Below are 20,127 nucleotides of genomic sequence, written 5' to 3'. Positions count from 1 at the left end.
TTTCTGGGATTCAAGCGGCCTTCACTGAGGCCTCGTACTGGGCAATCGCCACTTTGATATGGGTGATTTCCTTCATGATTCGGGCGCGCTCCACTTGGTCGACTCGACCATCGCTCAGCGCGGCGTGCGTCTCGACTGTCAGCTCGGCGAACTCCAGAGCGACACGATTCAGTGCCTGATGCAGGTCAATCGGCGCGGGTTGAACCTTGGGCACGACTGCGTAACCGAACTCGCCCGCCAAAGCTTCGAGCGGGCGCATGTCTTCGGTGTGCAGCAATAGGGCGTACAGATGCTTCACATTGAACCAGGCGCCGTCGTAGTTCGCGTTGGCACGCTGAAGCAGGCTCACTGGCGGCATGCACATCAAGGTCGCAAGGTTCTTGGTGTTCGCCTCTTCAACGGCTACGTCACACGCCCTCAGAAATTCTTGCATTCCTAAAACCTCTAATTTGTTTATGTGGCTGCGTGCCATCACGAGTTGCAAAATGTGTCCATCAACTGATCAGGGACGCATCCATGACCGACTCTTCCGAACTTCAAGGCGAGGTAGCCGCCCTTTGCTGCTTGGTGGTTGCCTTGGCTTCCACCCTTCCCTTGTCGTCTCAACTCAGGCTTTGGCCTGCGTTTGAAAGGGTTGCCGGTCCGTTACGGGATCGGCTTGGTCGTGAAGAGCTGCGAGGGTTTGAGCGGGCGACTGCTTCGCTCAGTTCGCAGCGGGTTGTGGGTTAGGCGGCGGACTTCTTTGGGTGAGCTTCCGAGAGCAGCCAAGACGGCTGGAATGGTTTTCCATTCGCAGCAGCCAGAGCGGCAATTCGTTCGGCATAGCGCGTCTCACCGGTGTATTCAGTGCGCGGCAAACAGTCAGCTGTAAGCCACTTGTAAACAGCTCGAGGTGACTTTCCGCAGGCCAGCGCGACAGCTGGAACACCCCCAGCGTCATCGATAGATTTCTTGAGCGGCCGCATAAGGCCTCCGAGTCAATTATGAACTTACAGTACATATTATGTCGGAACTGAAAGTACATGCAAGGGCATGCGATATTGAACCTATGGTTCAAATAGAAGAGATTCGCGCCGCGTTCGCCTCCCGCCTTAAGAAATCAGTTGCCGCCAAAGGCATTGATCAATGGGGCGCGGGCGCTCGCCTCGCTGAAGTTGCCAAGGTCACGCCGAAGGCTGCTAGCAAATGGCTGAATGGGGAGTCCATCCCTGGCCCCGCCAAGATGCAGGCGATCGCATCCTTTCTCGGCGTGAAGATCGAGTGGCTGCAACATGCCTCTGGCGAGGGTCCTGACTTGTCAGTGAGCCCAGCTGCGCCTGAGCAGGCGCCCACTGCCGCCGATAAAATCCGCGAAATGCTGGCGGGCAAGAGTCTCGGTAACGACAAACTGCAAAAGCTGCTAGCCATCGCAGAAGGCGACGATGCTGAAGAGGCTGGTGGCGTACTTGTGCGAGACGCCTACAAGCCCGGAAAGGTCGGCGATGAGGTCTGGATCGCGCATTACGACATACGTGGAGCTATGGGTGATGGCGAGGTCAATCACGACTTTCCCGAAATGCTTCAGGACGTGCGCATTAGCCCCTCCCAGCTCCGGGCCATGGGTGTCGAATTCAAAGAGCACTACCACCTGAAGATTATCACCGGCTGGGGTCAGTCGATGGCGCCGACCATAAAGCACGGCGATCCATTGCTGGTGGATATCAGCATCAAGGACTTCGTCGGCGACGGGATCTACTTCTTTTCGTACCAAGGCTTTCAGTACATCAAGCGCTTGCAGATGAAAGGGAAGGACAAGCTCAAGATGATATCGGACAACCGGAAGCACAAAGCCGAGGACATCTTCATAGATGAAACCTACATACAGTCTCGGGTGCTGTTGGTGTGGAACGCTAATTTAGTTTAGTGATATTCCGCCGTAGACGACTCAATGGGAGCCCCTCCATGCCTCTCACCAAGCCCAACCAAGAGCTGCGCCGCGACCTGAAAGAGGCTGTAGCCCTGCTCGGGTTATGAGGCTGTGATTCGATCGCGGCAGGAAGGGTCATGTCGCGGTCCTTGTAAGCATTCTCTTACAAGACGAACGGCTAATCTCTTCAGCAGTTACTCAGGGTGAAACCTTCAGGTTCGATTACACTCGAATCGGGTACGCGACACGTTTTCGTAAATCTAATTTCGTGTCGCGCGATTTCATTTGACTTAGGTAGCACGCTGTTGATAATCGCGCTCCGGTTTCAGTACAAAATTTAACGCCCGCAGGGAGGTAATCATGTCCATCAGAGCAACAGCTTCGACTTTGATAGTCACGGCTTTGGCATTGGTGGGGGATTATTCCGCGATCCAGCCTGTGGGGCATGCGCATGCAAGTCATGAAGCAACCCATAGGCACCCCAAGGTTCGCGATTTGCGGCAAACCATTGCTGAGCTGACCAAAGGCTGGCAGGAGCTCGATTCAATCTACACCGAGGCTCTCAGGCTCGCCTACGACTCCAATACGTTTGATGACAAGCGATTCCTCCGCAACATGGAACTGCTAAGTGCCACTCGAACTCTAGAGTCGTCCCTAAAAGCTGCAGTTGTGCCGACCGAGCTTTCCTCCGACCATCTGACCCTCCGCCGCGCGATTGCCAAAACACGAACTCGCCTGGCGATGCTAGACAGCTTCTATAGGCAATTCTTTGTCGTTCCGGAGGAGTTTGAGAGCGCAGCATCTCCTGCAGGGCTCAGGGCTCTAGCTGACCATACTACTAGAAGACTCAGCGAGCTCGCCTAAGGGATAAAATGGCTGTCGAGGTGTATTTCCATACAGGGACGTTTACAGAATTTTTCCACCCGATTGACCTCAAGCACCCTGGGCTTTCAACCATCCTCAAATCTGAATTTACTCGCTATATCGAGTCGGGCAGAGAGGTGCTTCCGAGTATCTTCGGTAAAGATACTGCTTATATGCAGCCGCCTCAGGCCGTTCAAGCTTGTTTGATGCATATCCACATAAAGATTCCACCCGCACAATTCCCTGAAAACCTTCCACGCAACCAGCGAACGTGCTCTAGGGGTAAGCCAAACGAAGATGCTGCCTTGGTTTATGTGCCGGGCGAGCTGGAGGAGGACAGGTATTTAATACTAGCCTTTCTCTGGCCGGATGCTCATGGTAAAAGCCGGGACAGAGCAACAATGAAATACCTGGCTCGCCTCGCAAAAGATTGGCGCGACAGAAATTAGATCAAGCCCGGCCATGTGCCGGGCTTTTCGTTTCCGTCCTTCAGATCCCTGCATCACCCCCTACCCCTCGCAGGCATTGACCTGCAAATAACGTAACGGCCTGCTGATTTTCGGTCGCCCTGCACCCCATCGAAGCCCGCCGAGCGCGGGCTTTTTTGTGATCATCAGAACGGTGCGGGCTCTTCGGCGGACATGAATTCGTCTTGCGCTTCAACCTGATGAGCGTCCCCAGGTGACGGTTCCCACCTCAGCGTGACTGATTCATTCTCGTCATTGAACGTCATTTCTATCCCGTCCACCTCAGATAGTACGCTCATCACCTCCTCCCACTCCCTCTCACCATCCGTGTCGAGCCGATGGATCGTCACCCAGCGCTGAACCTGCGCAACCGGGTGATTGATCATATTTGACACTCGAAGGTTAAGCCGCTCGATACCTGTCAGCTCAACTCGTTGCTGCTCTTTTTGTTGCTGCATCACGCCCATGCATTGCTCCTTGAATGCTGTACATCCATACAGTTTTGCGAAGGATAGCGAACCATTGGTTCGCGGTAAATCCCCCTGCAGGCAATCGCGCGAAATCCTACAAATGCGTACTTTCTGAAAATTATGTACTTTTGGTGCTTGACCCAATGTGAACCTATAGTTCATATTTCACCCATCGCAGCGACACACAGCCACTGCGAAGGGCCGAGAGGCCTCGGGCAACCGGAACGCTCTTTAAAAGTCAGCGCAATACAGAAATACCAACAGACCGCATTGCCTCTACCGGCGACCGGCGATCAGACGGGTCAGATAGCCCGCCCACGACAGGAACACCCTGTACGGCTGATCGATGGTGAAACGCCTTAACCGAGTGAGTGACCCGGCAAGCAATGCGCCCCGCGAATCCCAGCGGATGAAGGGAGATTCAGAGAATACCGGCCCGCCGAATGTGGGTCGGATGCTCTCCAGGTGGCCCTACTCAGGACCACGCGGAAAGCAGGAGAGCGAAGTGAGACGACTTATTTGCAAAGCCATCTATTGGCTGATTGAGCCCTTGCTTGATCTTATCGAGCAGGGACGCCGCGAGCGGAGTATCCGTGAAGCCACTCGAATGACGCCTGAAGAAGCTAGAGCGTCAGGTGTGTTCCGCCTTACAGAAACTCCACTGGATTCGGTTGAGGGCTCTTTTGCGACTCAAAAGGCCTAGCGAAAACTGAGTGGATGATTCCACATTCGCCGCAGCTTGCGATCAGGATGTTTTTGCTGCCTGGAGCGGGCTGGATCGCGATATTGCCAAGCCCTTCGACTCCGCATGCAGAGCATTTCGGTTTTGCAGCTTCCATGTTGTTGCCTCAATGGTTGTAGGGACTGGAGAGGCTAGCACGGCCCGGCGTGGGTAAATATCCGGGCACCTATTTACTGATGCCGCTTCGATGAGGCGGCATTGGAAATCAACGGAGGTGAGAGATGGCCTACTACAAGACAAGCGATGCCGGAGTTTTGGCAGCGTGGAAAGCGTACATGGAAAGCGCAGATCGCTTGCAGGCGCTGGGTGATGAATTCGCCAAGCGCTATGAAGGCGCCTCTGCTCTTTTCTCAACCTGCATCCACAGCGGCCGGAACTTCTACGGGCTCAAATTTAACCCGCCGATGCCGCAGCCGCTTTGGACCAAGCCAGACCCGAAAGCAGAAGGGGCTCAGTTCCCACGCCAGAGCTTGCCGTCCGGTTTCAAGGGTGACGAGCGCAAAGCGCTGAAGGATGAGCTGACAAAGCTTCAGGATGGCTTCAAAGAACACAGGCCCAAGGAAAAGGCTGATCTTCAACCGTTTATGGATGCTATGGGGCTCGGCGGCGGCGCGCTGTTCTTCTCCAGCTATAAGCACGTCGCCAAGGACGATTGCATCTATGTCAGCACCTCGGCCAAGCCGTCGGATGTGATGACGGAAATCCTTGGCAGCGAGTTTGAAGCAGCCGAAAAAGCCAACTGAACAACCAGCGCCACGACAGCATGTCGTTAACTGCCCGATCTTTCTTGCCGGCCCGGATCTCGTACCCCTGGCAAGACCGCATCGGAGATCGCTCGGCCTTCTGTCGTGATAGCAGGGTGGCCACCTTGTCCTGAGCTGGTGCGATCAATAGCGCCTTGTGAAGACGGACAACACTCGGAGGGATTCGAGCGATCTCCGATGCGGACGATTCTGCACCGCGCAACGCGGCCCCCTGCATCAACCCTCACGTATTGGAGACTCGCCGATGAACTTCGAGCGGAAAGTGATTATCACGCTGGCCGCGCACGAAGCGTGCCTCCAGCAAATAAAGCGCCTGACACGCGTCATTGGAAGTTGCATTAACAAGTGCCAGAGCGGCTACGACGAAATCGGCCCTCGGCCTAATGGGCTGGCTGAGCTCATGCCCTGGCCGAACGGCAACCATCACGAAATTCTGCACGACGAGCAGAACCGCCGGAAGACGCACATCTGGAAAGCCTTTCAGCACCGCGAGCCTTCTAGCTGCGGATACGGAATGGTCGGCCTGGCGGTAGACGAGATTGCCGACTTCCTCGCTGACGAAGGTTGCGTGCATTGCACCAGGGCATGGCACTTCATTCGAGAGCGCAAGAAGGCCCGGAAAGACCTCGGGCACTTCCGGCTTTCAATTCGCGGCCTTGGCAAGTCGGCACTCAAGAAGATGTTGCCGCAAGGGTAACCGCAAGAGGCTGCATCGGAATGTCGGCGCCCCATGAAAAAAGCTGATCCAGGCCAACTGTTTGTATGCGAACGGGCGGACGTAGTTAGGCATCTTGGTCAGGACCGACATTCCAATGCAGCTTCGACAGGTGGCCACTGCCTTCCCAGTGAGCGAACGAAAGGAGTCACTGCCATGAAGCGCTAACCCGCCGTTGCCGAGCAACAGCATACCCAGCCACTACAGTGCTGGGCGCTTGGACCGACGAGAGAATATCGGTTCCGGAGAGCGCGCTTTGTCAGCGCCCCGCAGCGGGCATGGCCCACAGGATCTGCTGGTGACATCAGCACCGGACAAGTAACCGGTACCGCAGGCGAGTCCGAGGGCGTAGCTGGCCAGACTTGACGCATCCGGGAAGCGCCGGCGCCTGCACCCCCTTTCCCCGACACCACCCGCATGCACTCCCCTCCGCGCCCAACGGCAACCAGCGGAATGGATGAGTGCAGCCGAGTTTTGTTGGATCAACACCGCCACTCTGGAGGCGAACATGCACCCAAGCATTCAAAGCCGACGCGAAGTTCTTTCAGGGCTTCGCCAGCGCTCTCAAATCGCAACTGCTGACTTCTACCGGTTGGCCGGAATCAGCGAGCCGGTGCGTGCGCCTCGCTTTCTGGTGTCGCCAGCCGGCCTCGCTTTCTTCCATATCATCGATAGCCGCACCGGCAAGGTGAAGGGCTTTCGTCGCGACCATAACGCTGCCTGCGCCTTTGCGCGAAAGCTCGAACAGGAGTAGATGCCATGACCGACTTTCTCAGCACTCCAGAAGGGCCTGACTGGCTTCACGATGCAATCAACGCACTGATCTGCGGCGAGAACGTGACCGCGCCGCGCTCCCATGGCAAAGCTGTTTCCCTGGTCACTCCGCAATCGTTGTGGGAGGCGGTCGCCGAGCATCTTGGGGCGCAAGAACACATCGCCCCGCTACTCACCGACAACCGCGAATACCCGATTGAGCGAATGCTGTGCGAGGTCATTGCCGACGGCCGCCGTGTGCATGGCAAGGCCTTCGATCTGGCATGTGAGGCGCTAGGCCAGTCGAAGCATGGCCACCCTACCGCGCTGCATGACGTTGCCGAAGCGCTGATCAGGCCTTGGGCCAATGAATTTGGCCGTGCTCGCGCAGATGAATTGGCAGCAGATGAAGCGGCCTGTCGAGCAGAGCAGCGCAAGGCTGATGCGGCATGACCGCCTACCAACGCGCCAAGCGCTTCTGGTTCTGGCGTGGCTCTGCCATCGCCCTTCTCTTTTTCACTGCCTGGATGCTGGCAAGCGCTTACTCCGGCCAGATCACTCAATAACCCCACACTTTCAAACGCTGCGTGCATCGCGGCAAGGAATCCTCATGTCCGCAGAACAGCAACTGGCGATCCTGCCAGCCAAAGAAGTAGCCCTGGCAGTGTTCAGCGCGCCTAACGGCCTTGATCCATACCTGCAGAGCGTCCGGGAAGAAATCGACAAGTTCAACGCCTCGGCGCCCGACGTGAAAACCAAGAAGGGCCAGGCCGCGTACCGATCGATTGCATACGACCTCGCCACATCGAAAACAAAGCTCGACGCCATGGGCAAAGAACTGGTCGCCGAACTGAAGGATGTCCCGAAGAAGATCGACGCCGAGCGTAAGCGTGTTCGAGAGTTGCTTGGAGCATGGCAAGAGGAAGTCAGGAGGCCGCTGACTGAATGGGAAACGGCTGAGGCTAACAAGAAACGAGAGATAGAAGCCTGGGTTGGCGAGCTTCGTCTTGACCCGCAAATCATCAGCACCGCCGATTCCGAATACCTGAAAATCAGCATCGGAGCCTTTGAGGGCATCGTGATCGACGGCGATTGGCTGGGCGAGCACGAAGCTGAGGCGCTTCGATTGAAAGCTGACACATTGGCCATGCTGCGGACTGCACTTGAAAAGCGTACCAAGTACGAAGCCGAGCAAGCCGAACTTGTCCGGCTGCGCGCTGAGGCTGAAGCACAGGCCCAGCGTGATCGGGAAGCTCAGATCGCCCGAGAGGCAGAAGAGCGAGCTCGACGCGAAGCCGAGCAGCGCGTCCAGGCCGAGCGTGATGCAACAGCCAAGCGTGAAGCTGAGGCAAAGGCTGCCGCAGATCGCCGGGAACTGGAGCTGAAATTTGCCGCCGAGCAGGCGGAAAGAGCCGCTGCCCAGGCTGCGCGGGAAAAGATCGAATCAGAACAGCGCGCAGCTCAACAAAAAGCTGATGACGAACTGCGCCACCAGCAAGCCATCGCCCAAGCCGAAGCGGATCGAATCGCCGCAGAGCAGCGCGCCGAACAAGAGCGAATTAACTCGGAAGCGCGCCAGGCAGAAGCCGCAGAGCGAGCCCGTCTCGCTGAAGTCGCCCGCCAGAATGCAGCAGCTGACGAGATCCTGCGCCAAGCAGCAGCCCGCGAGGCCGACAAGGCTCACAAGATGAAAATCAACCGTGCTGCGCTGGACGCCTTCGTCGCTGGCGGGATGCCAGAGGAATGCGCCAAGCAGGCTGTCGTCCTCATCGCTCAGCGCAAGATTCCTGCCATCACCATTCAATACTGAGGCCGCCATGAACGAGATCATACAGATGCCAGCACGGGAGGCCTCAGGACTCACCGCGGCGGAAACACACCGCTTCTCGGCGGTCGAGATTCGCCAGCGAGTGAACCTGGTGCAAGAAGTGATGCAAGGCATCATGAAGCGTGAAACCCACTACGGCACCATCCCAGGCACTCAAAAGCCAACCCTGTACAAGCCCGGCGCCGAAGTGCTTTGCGTGACCTTCAGGGTTGCCCAGGAATACAAGATCGAAGACCTGTCTGTGCAAGGAGTGGCTCGCTACCGGGTCACCTGCGTGGGTCGCCATCAGATTTCCGGCGTAGCCCTCGGCGAAGGCGTTGGCGAGTGCTCATCCAGCGAAGAGAAATACAAATGGCGAAGCGTGATCTGCAAGGCAGAGCTCGACGCCACCCCGGAAAACCTGCGCCGGAAAAAGTACTACAAGAACGGCAACACCGCCGACCAGATCCGCACCGAGCCGGCAGACCTGGCGAACACCATCCTCAAGATGGCATGCAAGCGCGCCATGATCGCCATGACGCTCAACGTCACCGCAGCCTCGGACATCTTCACGCAAGACATCGAAGACCTGCCGGAAGAGCTGCGGCCACAGGAGTCGACGCAGTCGGGAAACCAAAAGCCCACCCCGGCACCGCACGACCCAGCGCTGGCTGAGCATTGGATTGCCCAGGCCAATGCAGCAGCCACACCGGAAGCCCTGACAGAGGTTTGGAAGGCAGGCGTATCGGCCATCAACGAAGTCAAAGACATGACCTCTTACGAGGCATTCAAGGTGGCTGTTGGAGCTCGCGGTGTAGCACTGAAGCCCGCCGAAACGAAACCTGAGCCAGTGGCTGACGCCGAAACAGTCGGCGATGCAGGCGCAGACGAAGAAGTCGAATTTGAGGAGGTGTCAGCATGATTATCGTAAATTGCGCCCAGGGCTCAGAGGCTTGGCACCAGGAGCGGGCCGGCGTTATCACCGCCAGCATGTTCGGCGACGCCCGAGCTCGCCTGAAGTCAGGCCCAAACAAGGGCGAGCCTACTGCCAAGGCTTTGGATTACGCATTCCGCCTTGCCGTTGAGCGGATCGGTGGCAAGCCGCTGGATAACGGCTTTGAAACCTGGCAAATGCGCCGGGGGCACGAACTGGAACCTGAGGCGAGGATGGAGCACGAAATCCAGACTGGCCTGATGGTTACTCAGGTGGGGCTGGTCAAGACCGATGATGGTGTGTTCGGAGCCAGTGCCGACGGCTTCATCGGCGAAGATGGCGGCGCAGAATACAAGTGCTTCCTCGCACCGGAAAAGCTCCGCTCGTTCCACATCGACAATGATGCCAGCGAAATCATGGACCAAGTCCAAGGCTGTATGTGGATCACCGGGCGCAAATGGTGGCACATCGGGATGTACTGCCCGGACCTGAAGGTGGTTGGTCGCCAGCTCTGGTGGAAAGAGTTCCAGCGCGATGACGACTACATCGAAAAGCTCGAAGAAGACCTTTGGCAGTTCAAGCTCCTGGTTGACGGCTATGAGGAGATACTGCGGAGTAAAGCCGCATGATCAGCAACCACCTCAGTCTGGTCGAGCAGCTTCGACCCAAGGCAAATGAACTGGCGGCCCAGGTCGAGCGGTACCTGGCCGCTGGCGGCAAGATCGAAGAAGCCGAGCCCTACAACTACAAGCCCAAGCCGATCAGCTACAGCAATCAAATGCCGCCGGCGCCCAAGCCATTTGTTCGGCGCCGGGTTGAAGCGCCTCCCCCACCACCAACTGCATTCGATGCCCGCCAGCAGGCGCGCGAAAGGCTGGTCGATCAAGTCCGTGGGTTGAGCAGCAAGCATACCCAAGTGGAAGTTGCGGCAGCCGTCGGCATCAGCAGGAAGGCTATCTACAACATCGCCAAAGAGCATGACATCACATTCCAGCGCCCAACCCGGGGCGGTGCGAATGACGCGCTGCGCAAGGAGCAAGCAGATGCCAGAGATGCGAAGTATGCCGAGCGGATCAGGGCCTTCCTGGAGCTTGGAATCTCCCGGCGCCAGTGCTGCGGAAAGCTGGCCATCGGCAATAAAGCCTTCGAGCGAATCATTGCCGCCCACGGCATCGACTACCCGAAAGCACGTCAGGGCAGAACCTCATGCGCCGCATAGCTCGAGTCCAACAACGCAAACGACAAACTTGGCTGGCATTGCCGGCCAGTGGGATAGAAGAGGTAGGTCATGGCGATGACAGATCAGCAGCGATCGGCCAAAGCTGCGTTAAAGCGTGCTGCGCTCAGCGAAGAGGAGTTGAGGTTGCGCGTTCCACCCAGTACACGCCATGCGCTGGCCGAGCTGATGGAGTGGGCCGGGATTACTGAGCAAGGCGAGGCGCTGACATTGATGATTCATCATGTCCAAGACCTGGGCCCGGAAGGCGTTGTGCGGTTTATTGGCTCGCGCCACAAAATCGAAAATAGCCAAAACGTGGCGCGCATTGCAGACAGTGCACCGATCAGGTTCGGCGCCAGGCCGGGCACCTTGGCAGCACTGGATGACTTGGTGAAATGGACTGGTGCACACGATCAAAGCGCAGCGATGAGGCTGATAATTCCCGCCCTTCACGAGGTCGGACGTGAGCAGGCCATTTGCTTCCTAAAGCCGCCACCGCGACAAAAATACGAAGTGCCCGAGCCCATGGCGCGAAAGCTTGAGCTCGCCTACAGGCGTGAAGCCCTGCGCATCTGTCGTGACGAATAATCCTGCCTCGACTATGAAGCTGGAGCGGTGCTCAATGCCTGTGTATGAGCATCACTCATCACTTGAATGGCATTTGATACATGCGGGTGCCCTACCCAGCGATATGGCGCATTACCCAACAAGCCCGCCGCCGCGTCATCCAGCAGAGTTTTAACATCGAGTCCGCTGGCAATGGCCGCGCCAATGATGGCTACCAACGCCTGCTCTAGCGCAACTTCGCGATCTGTAATCATCCGGATTTACTCCATTTGCCTGAATACCGGGCGGAAAGAAATACTCCAAAAATATTAAACCAATGTCTACAACCTCTAACTTTGAGAAAACTCAACAAAATGTCGCATCCGGTCACGGAGGGCGGCGCCTACCCGGAGATAACCTTGACCCCACAATTCGAAAGCCCCAACGGGCTATGGCGGCGTCTTGGTTACGCCGTTGAGCGTGGGCCGCGCGGAGCTCGGACGATTCGCCGCCCAGACGGATCGGAAGTGGGCATCGATAGCGAACGCGGACGCCACGTTGGAGAGATTGAAGCGGCGCGGCAGGAGCTGGCGTGCCTACCCCATAGTCAGGGTGAGTGCCAGGCTGCGCAGTTCGACATCGCCTACTGAGTCGAACCAAACAAAAAAGGCACCCGCTAAGCAGGTGCCTCTCACCGGATTAAGCAGGGAAGTGCCCCGCTCCGGCAATTCAAAAAATACCCCACTTCAACGAATCACGCCAGCCGGCGAGGTCAACATGAAACTCAACGAACACGTTGAGGCCCTGGCGGCCTCTGGCGCGCTTTTCGTCGCCAATCATTCAGGCGGCAAGGATTCCCAGGCCCAGCTCATCAAGTTGCTTGAGGTGGTGCCAGCCGCTCAGATACTTGTGATCCACGCCTCGCTCGGGGCGATGGAATGGCCTGGTGCAATGGAGCTGGCACGCGATCAGGCTGCTGCTGCCGGTCTGCCTTTCATTGTGGCCACCGCGACCAAAACGCTTCTGGAAATGGTAGAGCGCCGTTTTGAGGGTCGCCCCGAGGTACCGAGCTGGCCATCGGCATCGACGCGTCAATGCACCAGCGACCTCAAGCGTGGACCAATCCAGCGCGAGGTGCGTCGGTTCGCCAAGGCCAACGGATACAAGGTGATCGTCAACTGCCTGGGATTGCGCGCTCAGGAATCGCCAGGACGAGCCAAGCGAAAGGAGTTCAGCCATATGAGGATCAGCAACAGCGTGAACACCTGGTACGAGTGGCTGCCCGTTCACGACCTGTCCACAGTCGAGATATTCGACACCATTGAGCAGGCAGGCCAGAAGCCGCACTACGCCTATGCTCTGGGCAACGATCGTTTGAGCTGCGTGTTTTGCATCATGGCCAGCAAGAAGGACCTGGCCACGGGAGCCGCGCATAACCCAGGCCTGCTGAAGCAGTACGACGCCCTTGAAAAGCGCACCGGCTACACCATGCACATGAGCCGAATTCCTCTGGCCGAGCTGTCGGCCTAACCCATCCCAACAACTACGAATCACGCCAGCCGGCGAGGCAGGCGCGCACCTGGAGGCAATCAATGTCTACCCCCCCCCTTCGCATCAAGCGGATTGACCTGTCGCGCCCACGCATCCGTCGGCGCGTCCTGCGGGCTCTCAAATCCAGCTACAGCCTAACTGGCGGACCGATCACAAGAGCCTGGCTGTGCACTCCCGGCACTCTGGTATTCAAGCTTGGCGAATGGCGCGGTCACTACAACGCCAAGAACGAATGGGTGCCGCTATGACACCTCATGAATTCATCGAGAAAAATGTGCACGACGAGCTGGTTAAGCAGGGATTCAAAGAGGGGATTTGCTTCTCGGTATCCCGCCACGCTGTCGACTATTACCGCCAGCGCAGCATGTTCAAGAAGAACGTCATTGCAGATGTTCTGGCCTGGTCGAAGAAGCAGGCTAAAGAGTTGTCGCGGTAACCCTCCCTCGCATATTGAAATTCAAGTCGCCCAGTGATCGTCGACGAACTTCTCGGCCGCCTTTATTCCCGAGTGAAGCGCCTCCTCATACGTCGGCCAGCTTCCAAAAATCACATCGTACACAACCAGCTGGCTATCAGTAGGCCTATCGGGCTGCTGGTCAGGAGAAATGAAGATCCTCTGGTAATTTCCCCTTACCGAAAAAGAGATGAGCAAATTTTCTTCTCGATAGGAGTGGATGTAGGAAGGCCAGGTTTCACTCATAAATCGCTCCTTGATCCGGCCTTATGCCGGATTATCAATCAATAGCCCACATATCCAATTCACGCCACCGCCCGGGCATGACCCGGCATAGGACGCCCCATGCCCCCAGAAAACAAACCGGCGAGCACGTTCATCGTGCTTAGCCTGAAACACACCCATCGCCGCCATAAGGCAATCACGCTCTGGCGAGCAGACGACAGTGGCTACTGCTGGAAGCTTTCCAGCGCCGGAGCTTATGAAGAAGCCCGGGTGCTGGAGCATCTGGGCTACTACAACAGCGGCTGCTCGAACGTTGCAGTGCCTGCGGATCTGGTGGAACGGCTCTCCTGCGAAGTCGAGTACGACACTAAGGAGTTTGGGATTTGTCTGCCAAACAATGCCGACACCTGGGCGCAATTACTGGCCTGCGTGATCCGCCCTACCGATTACGAGCCGAAGCCGGAATATCGCGGCTGTCGCTACAAAGAAAACAGCCTGTGGATCAAGCGTAAGCGGTGTGAGCAGGTCAATCAGGCCATCCGCATCATCGCCGACCACGGCCGCCGGTTCTTCTACAGCCAGACCGTGAATCGCTACGCCAGCATGGAAGTCGACGCACGCGGCAAGGTCTGGTTCATCGACGATTACAGCGGCAAGCGCATTTTCACGCATGAAACGGTGCGGGGTGGTCGGTGGCGCGGATTCAGCCACGGCGGAACGCTGCGCAGTCTGGTCGAAGCCCTCCGTGATTACATTTGCACCGGCACTCCGCTGAACCCCGGCTATCTAGGGCCTGAACGGTTCGATGACAGCAACATCTGGGGTTATGACGAAGCGGGCATGAAGGCTGTGCGCGAGCAGGCAGGCGCCCTTCCCGTTTTTCGTCAGCCCAAGCCAGTTGTGGATGCCCATGATCTGGTATCGATGGAGATTGCAGGATGAGGAACATCAAAACGCGCGAAGGTTTCGAGTTCTGGGACAAGGTAAATGCGCTACCACACTACGCCTTCCTCCTTTCGCCATCCGGCAAGTCAGTGCAGAAGTTCGAAGACAAGGCCATGGGCAACTGGATCGACGTGCACGAAGCACAGAAGATCGTTGACCAGGCGCAGGATCGGATCAGCGAACTACGCGACGAACTTGGTGCGGCGAAAGGTGAATACGATCGGGCGGTGAACAAGCTGGACGACCTGCAGCTGCGCCTGAGCGCAGCGGATCAGCGGATTGATGACTTCGCCGGCGGCGAATGCGAGTGGCACCGTGAAGCTGACAGCGGCATCTGGAACAGTGGCTGTGGTGAGACTTGGTCATTCCACGAGGACGGCCCGGAAGAGAACGGCATGAACTTCTGCCATTCGTGCGGAAAGTCGCTGGTGGTTGCGTGCGATGAGGAAGAGCCGGACTCGGATGACGACTGGCGCATGAACCCGTGCAAGCAAGGGCACCGCGATGTCGGAGCGGCCGGCAGCGTTGCGCACTGCTACCAGTGCGACGAGAAGATCGAAGCAGCTACCACGCAAGAAGCCTTCGAACGCTGGAACGCCACCCACCCCAAGCAGTAACCCCCTCCCCCTTCAAAGTCAGCCGCTATAGCGGCAAGGAATCCGCATGTCTGAGATAAAGGAACGGCCGATCTTGTTCTCGGCCCCGATGGTGCGCGCCATCCTGGAAGGCCGGAAGTCAGTCACGCGGCGGGCACTAAATGAACGAGCGCTGAAGAACATTGGTTACGGCGTTCAGCTCGGCGAATGCCACGAACTGCCAACCGAAGGCCCGCTGCACCCTAACAGCGTCGGTTACTACAACGACTTCTGCCCCTTTGGCCAGCCAGGTGACCGGCTTTATGTGCGCGAGACGTTCAATCGCACCAACCCAGGTGGCGCGGAGGGCGTTTATTACTATCGCGCTGATGGGGAGTTCCCAAAGTGCATCGGCGGTGGGAAGTTCACCGACGTCGAATCATGGAAGCCTTCGATTCACATGCCTCGCACGGCCAGCCGAATCCTGCTGGAAATCACTGCCGTCCGCGTCGAGCGGTTGCAGGACATCACGCCAGAACAGGTAACCGCTGAAGGCGTGAGCACCCGCGGCGAAGCAATGTGGGGAAGTCGATGGTGGGTAGATGCGCCTGAGCAGACTATCGAAGACGCTCGGAAGGACTTCGCTGATCTTTGGACTTCCACCGGTGGCGACTGGGACGCGAACCCTTGGGTCTGGGTCGTCGAGTTCAAGCGGGTGACGCCATGAGCCTGCGCGAAAGGATCATCCAGTACATGAGCGGCGTGCCGGGCTCACGCGGATGGTTCTGCACCTGGTGGTTTCGGTTCCACATCGAGCCTTTCACCACCAGGCAGATCCGCCAAGAACTGGAAAGCATGAAGCGCGACGGTCTGGTCGAGTCTGACCATAGTCAGAGCAACAACACCAAATGGAAGCTGACACAGCAAGTAGCGGAGGTGACCCCATGATCGCCCTCGCCTGGTTCGTCTGCGTGTACTGCTACAAGGGGCCTAAGTGATGAGCGCTGCAGCGAAAGTCCTCGACCCTTGCAGCGCCAGCCGAATGATGTGGTTCGACAAGAAGGATCAGCGCGCACTGTTCGGCGACATCCGTGACGAGCAGCACCTGCTTTGTGATGGCCGGGTATTGAAGGTTGAGCCGGACGTGCTGATGGACTTCCGCCAGTTGCCCTTCGATGACGGCGTCTTCCGGATGGTGGTGTTCGACCCGCCACACCTGACCCGCGCCGGCGTCGACAGCTGGATGCGCGCCAAGTACGGAATGCTCACTTCCGACTGGCGTGAAGACATCCGCAAGGGGTTCAACGAGTGTTTCAGGGTTCTGGAGCCCGAGGGGATCCTGATCTTCAAATGGAATGAAACTCAGGTACTGGTCAGCGAGCTGTTAGCTCTCACCGACGAAAAGCCCCTGTTTGGCCACAAGTCCGGCAAGCGTGAAAAGACGCACTGGATCACGTTTATGAAACGCCGGTAAGGGTTCGTCCCGCCAGCCACTTCAGGGGAGAAAGCGTGTACGCAACTGGCGAGGCGAACCAATAGACCTTAGCTCGCCTGTTCAGCCTCCCTCTCACCCTTCATCCGATTTCACAATCCATCTACAAGTCTGCCGGTGAACGGCGGGCGAGGAGTCTCTATGTCCGAAAATAAGCACACGCCAGCACCGTGGAGCATCGGCGACTACCAAGGTCCGTGCGAAAGCAGCGACCTCGTATATGGCGCGCCGCTGCCTCATGGCCACTTTTCAATTTGCTCGCTGACCGGGTATTTCCCAAGGGAGCAGCGAATGGCCAACGCCAAGCTGATTGCCGCTGCGCCGGATCTGTTAGCTGATCTGCGGGAAGCAGCCAGCACCCTACGCCGCTACGAAGCCTTGCATCGCGACAAAGGCACCGACGAGAGCACGGCAAAAGCCGAGGTCAATGCTGCGCTCGCCTCGCGGTTCGAGACCACCATCGCCAACGCCACCCAATAACCACCTTCTGCCGCCACGCGCGGCATGGAGCAACACAATGGCAGCAGCCGAAAAACTGGCCGATGAGTCCGGCCATGACAAGGTCACCGAAAAGCGGATGGCCGAACTGCTGGGCACCACGCCGAAAGCCCTGCAGCGCAAGCGAGAACGTAACATCATCCCGGCCGGCGTCTGGTCGAAAATCGACGGACGAATCATGTACAGCAAATGGAGGTATGACGAATGGCTAGAGAGCCAATGGAGCTGCCCACCGGAGTTGAGTTTGTCGGGAAGTCGATCAGGATCAGGTTCTCCTGGAACAAGAAACGGCACTGCGAAACGCTCCCTCTCCCGCAAACCCCAAAAGGAATCGCAGCAGCCGAGGCTTTACGTTCTCAAATAACGCAACTGGCCAAGCTGGGAGTCCTCACCCCTGAAAAGTACCGGGAGCTATTCCCAAACAGCCGAAGCGACTCGACTGGGCAGATGCCGATCTTTTTCGACTATGCCCAGGACTGGTTGAACAGCCTCCAGATCGAGGACAGCACGCGGAAGAACTACCGAAGCACCATGCAAAATTACTGGGTGCCACACCTGGCCGAGTACCCCCTCGACAAAATCACGCCGGTGCTGATGCGCAAAATCGTCAACGGGATCACGTGGACATCGCCGATCCGTAGAAAGGGTGCCATCCGGCTCGTTACCAGTCTGCTAACCCAGGCTGTGAACGATGAACTGATCCTGAGAAACCCGGCCAACTCCATTCCACCGACGAGAGTTGTTAAGCGCGAGATCGACCCGTTCAGTCGAGAGGAGGCGGACGAGTTGATCGCCAAGCTCTACGAAGTGACGAGCGGTTTGCAATCAATTTATGCATGTTTTTTTGAGTTTTCTTTCTATACAGGAATGCGTCCAGGAGAGGCGATGGCCCTGCGCTGGAGCGAGGTTGATACGCGATCGAGGCGCGCCAAGGTTTGTCGTATCAGGCTGTACGGCAAGATCAAGGAAAGAACGAAGACGAAGGTGTCGCGGGAAGTTTTATTGAACGATCGCGCGTTGCAGGCGCTCGAAAAAGCCAGACCTCTTACGGCGGCGCGCTCTGATTACGTTTTCGCGCCGGAAGGTTCGGGTGAAAGATCAGAGCTGTACATCCGTTCCGAGACAGGGGCTAAGCGCTATTGGTTGGCAGCGCTACGCAAGGCGGGAATCCGTTATCGCCGGATGTACGACACCAGGCACACCTACGCAACGATGTGCCTGATGTCCGGGATGAATCCGGCATTCATCGCCGCGCAGCTTGGACACAGCGTTCAGGTATTGCTTTCAACCTATGCCAAGTGGATCAGTTCTTCGAGTGATTTCGCGGAGCTTGAAAAGCTGGATTTGCCGAAAAACGGTACAAAATTGGTACTTGATTCGAGGTAAATACGCTTAGGCCCAGCAATTAAAAGGCCTTTTGGAATATGTGCGGATTAGCTGGCGAGTTACGTTTTGACAATCAACCTGCAGACCTCGCAGCGGTTGAACGAATCACCCATCACCTGGCGCCTCGCGGCCCCGACGCCTGGGGTTTTCACAGTCAAGGGCCGATAGCCCTGGGCCATCGCCGCCTGAAAATCATGGACCTGTCGAACGGTTCGGCGCAGCCGATGATCGATCATCAACTGGGCCTGTCCCTGGCCTTCAACGGCGCGATCTACAACTTCCCCGAACTGCGTATCGAACTGGAAAGCCTCGGCTACGCCTTCTATTCCGGTGGCGACACCGAAGTGCTGCTCAAGGGCTTTCACGCCTGGGGCGAGGCATTGCTGCCCAAACTCAACGGCATGTTTGCCTTCGCCATTTGGGAGCGCGACACCCGACGCCTGTTCATCGCCCGTGACCGGCTCGGGGTGAAACCGCTGTACCTGTCGCGCACCGGCCAGCGCCTGCGCTTTGCCTCGTCCCTGCCGGCGTTGCTCAAGGGCGGCGACATCAACCCGATCCTCGATCCGGTCGCGCTCAATCACTATCTGAACTTCCACGCCGTGGTACCGGCCCCGCGAACCTTGCTAGCGGGCATCGAAAAACTGCCGCCGGCCACCTGGATGCGTGTCGAAGCCAATGGCAGCACCGAGCAGAAAACCTGGTGGACCCTGCCCTACGGCCCACACGCCGATGAGATGAATCTGACGCTCGAAGACTGGACCGACCGGGTGCTCGACAGCACGCGTGACGCCGTGGCGATCCGTCAGCGTGCGGCGGTAGACGTTGGCGTGTTGCTGTCCGGCGGTGTCGATTCGAGCCTGCTGGTCGGTCTGTTGCGTGAAGTCGGCGTGGAAAACCTGTCCACGTTCTCCATCGGTTTCCAGGACGCCGGCGGTGAGCGTGGCGACGAGTTCCAGTATTCAGATCTGATCGCCAAACACTACGGCACTCGCCACCATCAACTGCGTATCGACGAAAAAGAAATCATCGAGCAGTTGCCCGCCGCGTTCCGCGCCATGAGCGAACCGATGGTCAGTCATGACTGCATCGCCTTCTATCTGCTGTCACGGGAAGTGGCCAAGCACTGCAAAGTGGTGCAAAGCGGCCAGGGCGCCGACGAACTGTTCGCCGGCTATCACTGGTACCCGCAGGTGGACGGCGCACGCGACCCGTATGCCGCCTATCGCGAGGCGTTTTTCGATCGCAGCTACGACGAATACGCCGCCACTGTTCAGCCCAAATGGCTGACGGCCAACGACGCTGCAGGCGACTTCGTGAAGGAACATTTCGCACAGCCCGGTGCGGACGCAGCGGTGGACAAAGCCCTGCGCCTGGACAGCACGGTGATGCTGGTGGATGACCCGGTCAAACGCGTCGACAACATGACCATGGCCTGGGGCCTGGAAGCGCGCACACCGTTTCTCGACTATCGCCTAGTGGAGTTGTCGGCCCGGGTGCCGGGTCAATACAAATTGCCGGATGGCGGCAAGCAAGTATTGAAGGAAGCCGCGCGCCGGGTGATTCCGAGCGAGGTGATCGACCGCAAGAAAGGTTACTTCCCGGTACCGGGTCTCAAGCATTTGCAAGGCGACACGCTGAACTGGGTCCGCGAACTGCTGCTCGATCCCAGTCAGGATCGCGGTCTGTTCAAGCCCGCCATGCTCGACCGCCTGCTGACCGATCCGCAGGGGCAGTTGACCCCGCTGCGCGGTTCCAAGCTGTGGCAACTGGCGGCCCTGAACCTGTGGCTCAGCGAACAAGGAATCTGATCG

The 20,127-nt window shown here is 57.8% G+C and carries 28 protein-coding genes; 24 read left to right on the top strand and 4 right to left on the bottom strand.

Features of this window, described 5'->3' with window-relative positions:
* Positions 1-10 precede the first annotated feature (10 nt).
* Positions 11-433: a phage regulatory CII family protein gene (locus BLV61_RS24145; protein WP_090467879.1), complete on the bottom strand. Its 423-nt coding sequence runs from the start codon at positions 431-433 to the stop codon at positions 11-13.
* A 570-nt stretch (positions 434-1,003) separates the two neighbouring features.
* Here BLV61_RS24145 and BLV61_RS24135 point away from each other — a divergent pair.
* The 3 genes from BLV61_RS24135 to BLV61_RS24125 all read left to right on the top strand — a co-directional run bounded on the left by BLV61_RS24135 (position 1,004) and on the right by BLV61_RS24125 (position 3,219).
* On the top strand, positions 1,004-1,903 hold the full coding sequence (locus BLV61_RS24135) for a LexA family transcriptional regulator (RefSeq protein WP_341865091.1): 900 nt from the start codon (positions 1,004-1,006) through the stop codon (positions 1,901-1,903).
* Positions 1,904-2,266: 363 nt separating this feature from the next.
* A complete protein-coding gene (locus tag BLV61_RS24130; protein ID WP_090467872.1) occupies positions 2,267-2,770 on the top strand; it encodes a hypothetical protein in 504 nt (167 codons plus the stop codon).
* Positions 2,771-2,778: 8 nt separating this feature from the next.
* Positions 2,779-3,219 (top strand): type II toxin-antitoxin system YafO family toxin, encoded by a 441-nt coding sequence (locus BLV61_RS24125; RefSeq protein WP_090467870.1) that lies wholly within the window; start codon positions 2,779-2,781, stop codon positions 3,217-3,219.
* Between the two features lie 164 nt (positions 3,220-3,383).
* Here the strand turns inward: BLV61_RS24125 and BLV61_RS24120 are convergent, their stop codons facing one another.
* Positions 3,384-3,704: a DUF1654 domain-containing protein gene (locus BLV61_RS24120; RefSeq protein ID WP_090467868.1), complete on the bottom strand. Its 321-nt coding sequence runs from the start codon at positions 3,702-3,704 to the stop codon at positions 3,384-3,386.
* A gap of 966 nt (positions 3,705-4,670) precedes the next feature.
* Here BLV61_RS24120 and BLV61_RS24115 point away from each other — a divergent pair.
* The 9 genes from BLV61_RS24115 to BLV61_RS24075 all read left to right on the top strand — a co-directional run bounded on the left by BLV61_RS24115 (position 4,671) and on the right by BLV61_RS24075 (position 11,229).
* Positions 4,671-5,192, top strand: a complete 522-nt coding sequence (locus BLV61_RS24115; protein ID WP_090467865.1) for a hypothetical protein — start codon at positions 4,671-4,673, stop codon at positions 5,190-5,192.
* A gap of 265 nt (positions 5,193-5,457) precedes the next feature.
* Complete coding sequence (locus BLV61_RS24110; protein WP_090467863.1) at positions 5,458-5,910, top strand: hypothetical protein; 453 nt, start codon at positions 5,458-5,460, stop codon at positions 5,908-5,910.
* A 526-nt stretch (positions 5,911-6,436) separates the two neighbouring features.
* Complete coding sequence (locus tag BLV61_RS24105; RefSeq protein WP_090467860.1) at positions 6,437-6,682, top strand: hypothetical protein; 246 nt, start codon at positions 6,437-6,439, stop codon at positions 6,680-6,682.
* 5 nt (positions 6,683-6,687) lie between these two features.
* The gene (locus BLV61_RS24100) at positions 6,688-7,134 is read left to right on the top strand and encodes a hypothetical protein (RefSeq protein ID WP_090467858.1); all 447 of its coding nucleotides are present in this window, start codon (positions 6,688-6,690) and stop codon (positions 7,132-7,134) included.
* Between the two features lie 157 nt (positions 7,135-7,291).
* On the top strand, positions 7,292-8,491 hold the full coding sequence (locus BLV61_RS24095) for a hypothetical protein (RefSeq protein ID WP_090467856.1): 1,200 nt from the start codon (positions 7,292-7,294) through the stop codon (positions 8,489-8,491).
* Positions 8,492-8,498: 7 nt separating this feature from the next.
* Positions 8,499-9,410: a hypothetical protein gene (locus BLV61_RS24090; protein WP_090467854.1), complete on the top strand. Its 912-nt coding sequence runs from the start codon at positions 8,499-8,501 to the stop codon at positions 9,408-9,410.
* Positions 9,407-10,051: a lambda exonuclease family protein gene (locus BLV61_RS24085; protein ID WP_090467852.1), complete on the top strand. Its 645-nt coding sequence runs from the start codon at positions 9,407-9,409 to the stop codon at positions 10,049-10,051. Before BLV61_RS24090 ends, BLV61_RS24085 begins: the two co-directional genes overlap by 4 nt.
* Positions 10,048-10,641, top strand: a complete 594-nt coding sequence (locus BLV61_RS24080) for a hypothetical protein (protein WP_090467850.1) — start codon at positions 10,048-10,050, stop codon at positions 10,639-10,641. The genes BLV61_RS24085 and BLV61_RS24080 overlap by 4 nt, the downstream gene beginning before the upstream one ends.
* A gap of 69 nt (positions 10,642-10,710) precedes the next feature.
* Positions 10,711-11,229 carry a hypothetical protein gene (locus tag BLV61_RS24075; protein ID WP_090467847.1) on the top strand — a complete coding sequence of 173 codons (519 nt, stop codon included), beginning with the start codon at positions 10,711-10,713 and terminating at the stop codon, positions 11,227-11,229.
* Between the two features lie 11 nt (positions 11,230-11,240).
* On the opposite strand, the gene BLV61_RS24070 is transcribed toward BLV61_RS24075, so the two are convergent.
* Positions 11,241-11,462, bottom strand: a complete 222-nt coding sequence (locus tag BLV61_RS24070) for a hypothetical protein (RefSeq protein WP_090467845.1) — start codon at positions 11,460-11,462, stop codon at positions 11,241-11,243.
* Between the two features lie 502 nt (positions 11,463-11,964).
* Between BLV61_RS24070 and BLV61_RS24060 the strand changes: the two genes are divergently transcribed.
* The 3 genes from BLV61_RS24060 (at position 11,965) to BLV61_RS24050 (ending at position 13,174) form a co-directional block, all read left to right on the top strand.
* Positions 11,965-12,717 carry a phosphoadenosine phosphosulfate reductase domain-containing protein gene (locus tag BLV61_RS24060; protein ID WP_090467840.1) on the top strand — a complete coding sequence of 251 codons (753 nt, stop codon included), beginning with the start codon at positions 11,965-11,967 and terminating at the stop codon, positions 12,715-12,717.
* A 62-nt stretch (positions 12,718-12,779) separates the two neighbouring features.
* Positions 12,780-12,986: a hypothetical protein gene (locus tag BLV61_RS24055; protein ID WP_090463572.1), complete on the top strand. Its 207-nt coding sequence runs from the start codon at positions 12,780-12,782 to the stop codon at positions 12,984-12,986.
* Complete coding sequence (locus tag BLV61_RS24050; RefSeq protein ID WP_090467838.1) at positions 12,983-13,174, top strand: hypothetical protein; 192 nt, start codon at positions 12,983-12,985, stop codon at positions 13,172-13,174. The genes BLV61_RS24055 and BLV61_RS24050 overlap by 4 nt, the downstream gene beginning before the upstream one ends.
* 21 nt (positions 13,175-13,195) lie before the next feature.
* Here the strand turns inward: BLV61_RS24050 and BLV61_RS24045 are convergent, their stop codons facing one another.
* The gene (locus tag BLV61_RS24045; RefSeq protein ID WP_090467836.1) at positions 13,196-13,438 is read right to left on the bottom strand and encodes a hypothetical protein; all 243 of its coding nucleotides are present in this window, start codon (positions 13,436-13,438) and stop codon (positions 13,196-13,198) included.
* Positions 13,439-13,537: 99 nt separating this feature from the next.
* Here BLV61_RS24045 and BLV61_RS24040 point away from each other — a divergent pair, with 99 nt between their 5' ends.
* From BLV61_RS24040 to BLV61_RS24005, 9 genes are all read left to right on the top strand, one after another.
* Positions 13,538-14,359 (top strand): hypothetical protein, encoded by an 822-nt coding sequence (locus BLV61_RS24040; protein ID WP_090467834.1) that lies wholly within the window; start codon positions 13,538-13,540, stop codon positions 14,357-14,359.
* Positions 14,356-14,979 carry a coiled-coil domain-containing protein gene (locus tag BLV61_RS24035; RefSeq protein WP_090467832.1) on the top strand — a complete coding sequence of 208 codons (624 nt, stop codon included), beginning with the start codon at positions 14,356-14,358 and terminating at the stop codon, positions 14,977-14,979. The genes BLV61_RS24040 and BLV61_RS24035 overlap by 4 nt, the downstream gene beginning before the upstream one ends.
* Before the next feature lie 46 nt (positions 14,980-15,025).
* Positions 15,026-15,664 carry a hypothetical protein gene (locus tag BLV61_RS24030; protein WP_090467830.1) on the top strand — a complete coding sequence of 213 codons (639 nt, stop codon included), beginning with the start codon at positions 15,026-15,028 and terminating at the stop codon, positions 15,662-15,664.
* Complete coding sequence (locus BLV61_RS24025) at positions 15,661-15,885, top strand: hypothetical protein (protein WP_090467828.1); 225 nt, start codon at positions 15,661-15,663, stop codon at positions 15,883-15,885. Before BLV61_RS24030 ends, BLV61_RS24025 begins: the two co-directional genes overlap by 4 nt.
* A gap of 49 nt (positions 15,886-15,934) precedes the next feature.
* Complete coding sequence (locus BLV61_RS24020) at positions 15,935-16,411, top strand: class I SAM-dependent methyltransferase (RefSeq protein ID WP_090467826.1); 477 nt, start codon at positions 15,935-15,937, stop codon at positions 16,409-16,411.
* Between the two features lie 159 nt (positions 16,412-16,570).
* A complete protein-coding gene (locus BLV61_RS31085; RefSeq protein WP_139213647.1) occupies positions 16,571-16,909 on the top strand; it encodes a hypothetical protein in 339 nt (112 codons plus the stop codon).
* Between the two features lie 37 nt (positions 16,910-16,946).
* Positions 16,947-17,291: a helix-turn-helix domain-containing protein gene (locus BLV61_RS31675; protein WP_244159918.1), complete on the top strand. Its 345-nt coding sequence runs from the start codon at positions 16,947-16,949 to the stop codon at positions 17,289-17,291.
* Entirely contained in the window at positions 17,186-18,313 is a 1,128-nt protein-coding gene (locus BLV61_RS24010; protein WP_244159989.1) for a tyrosine-type recombinase/integrase, read from the top strand. The genes BLV61_RS31675 and BLV61_RS24010 overlap by 106 nt, the downstream gene beginning before the upstream one ends.
* Before the next feature lie 38 nt (positions 18,314-18,351).
* The gene (locus tag BLV61_RS24005; RefSeq protein ID WP_090467821.1) at positions 18,352-20,124 is read left to right on the top strand and encodes an N-acetylglutaminylglutamine amidotransferase; all 1,773 of its coding nucleotides are present in this window, start codon (positions 18,352-18,354) and stop codon (positions 20,122-20,124) included.
* Positions 20,125-20,127: the final 3 nt, after the last annotated feature.

This window comes from Pseudomonas mohnii (assembly GCF_900105115.1).
GTDB lineage: Bacteria > Pseudomonadota > Gammaproteobacteria > Pseudomonadales > Pseudomonadaceae > Aquipseudomonas > Aquipseudomonas mohnii.
The sequence above is the reverse complement of the archived record's forward strand: the minus strand, read 5'-3'. Positions and strand labels throughout refer to the sequence as shown.

Coding starts and splice junctions, on each gene's coding strand:
- BLV61_RS24055 (WP_090463572.1), top strand. CDS start 12,780: ATGTCTACCCCCCCCCTTCGCATCAAGCGGATTGACCTGTCGCGCCCA.
- BLV61_RS24095 (WP_090467856.1), top strand. CDS start 7,292: ATGTCCGCAGAACAGCAACTGGCGATCCTGCCAGCCAAAGAAGTAGCC.
- BLV61_RS24100 (WP_090467858.1), top strand. CDS start 6,688: ATGACCGACTTTCTCAGCACTCCAGAAGGGCCTGACTGGCTTCACGAT.
- BLV61_RS24110 (WP_090467863.1), top strand. CDS start 5,458: ATGAACTTCGAGCGGAAAGTGATTATCACGCTGGCCGCGCACGAAGCG.
- BLV61_RS24060 (WP_090467840.1), top strand. CDS start 11,965: ATGAAACTCAACGAACACGTTGAGGCCCTGGCGGCCTCTGGCGCGCTT.
- BLV61_RS31085 (WP_139213647.1), top strand. CDS start 16,571: ATGTCCGAAAATAAGCACACGCCAGCACCGTGGAGCATCGGCGACTAC.
- BLV61_RS24025 (WP_090467828.1), top strand. CDS start 15,661: ATGAGCCTGCGCGAAAGGATCATCCAGTACATGAGCGGCGTGCCGGGC.
- BLV61_RS24075 (WP_090467847.1), top strand. CDS start 10,711: ATGGCGATGACAGATCAGCAGCGATCGGCCAAAGCTGCGTTAAAGCGT.
- BLV61_RS24090 (WP_090467854.1), top strand. CDS start 8,499: ATGAACGAGATCATACAGATGCCAGCACGGGAGGCCTCAGGACTCACC.
- BLV61_RS24070 (WP_090467845.1), bottom strand. CDS start 11,462: ATGATTACAGATCGCGAAGTTGCGCTAGAGCAGGCGTTGGTAGCCATC.
- BLV61_RS24020 (WP_090467826.1), top strand. CDS start 15,935: ATGAGCGCTGCAGCGAAAGTCCTCGACCCTTGCAGCGCCAGCCGAATG.
- BLV61_RS24115 (WP_090467865.1), top strand. CDS start 4,671: ATGGCCTACTACAAGACAAGCGATGCCGGAGTTTTGGCAGCGTGGAAA.
- BLV61_RS24120 (WP_090467868.1), bottom strand. CDS start 3,704: ATGGGCGTGATGCAGCAACAAAAAGAGCAGCAACGAGTTGAGCTGACA.
- BLV61_RS24085 (WP_090467852.1), top strand. CDS start 9,407: ATGATTATCGTAAATTGCGCCCAGGGCTCAGAGGCTTGGCACCAGGAG.
- BLV61_RS24005 (WP_090467821.1), top strand. CDS start 18,352: ATGTGCGGATTAGCTGGCGAGTTACGTTTTGACAATCAACCTGCAGAC.
- BLV61_RS24125 (WP_090467870.1), top strand. CDS start 2,779: ATGGCTGTCGAGGTGTATTTCCATACAGGGACGTTTACAGAATTTTTC.
- BLV61_RS24145 (WP_090467879.1), bottom strand. CDS start 433: ATGCAAGAATTTCTGAGGGCGTGTGACGTAGCCGTTGAAGAGGCGAAC.
- BLV61_RS24030 (WP_090467830.1), top strand. CDS start 15,026: ATGTCTGAGATAAAGGAACGGCCGATCTTGTTCTCGGCCCCGATGGTG.
- BLV61_RS24080 (WP_090467850.1), top strand. CDS start 10,048: ATGATCAGCAACCACCTCAGTCTGGTCGAGCAGCTTCGACCCAAGGCA.
- BLV61_RS24035 (WP_090467832.1), top strand. CDS start 14,356: ATGAGGAACATCAAAACGCGCGAAGGTTTCGAGTTCTGGGACAAGGTA.
- BLV61_RS24050 (WP_090467838.1), top strand. CDS start 12,983: ATGACACCTCATGAATTCATCGAGAAAAATGTGCACGACGAGCTGGTT.
- BLV61_RS24045 (WP_090467836.1), bottom strand. CDS start 13,438: ATGAGTGAAACCTGGCCTTCCTACATCCACTCCTATCGAGAAGAAAAT.
- BLV61_RS31675 (WP_244159918.1), top strand. CDS start 16,947: ATGGCAGCAGCCGAAAAACTGGCCGATGAGTCCGGCCATGACAAGGTC.
- BLV61_RS24130 (WP_090467872.1), top strand. CDS start 2,267: ATGTCCATCAGAGCAACAGCTTCGACTTTGATAGTCACGGCTTTGGCA.
- BLV61_RS24040 (WP_090467834.1), top strand. CDS start 13,538: ATGCCCCCAGAAAACAAACCGGCGAGCACGTTCATCGTGCTTAGCCTG.
- BLV61_RS24135 (WP_341865091.1), top strand. CDS start 1,004: ATGTCGGAACTGAAAGTACATGCAAGGGCATGCGATATTGAACCTATG.
- BLV61_RS24105 (WP_090467860.1), top strand. CDS start 6,437: ATGCACCCAAGCATTCAAAGCCGACGCGAAGTTCTTTCAGGGCTTCGC.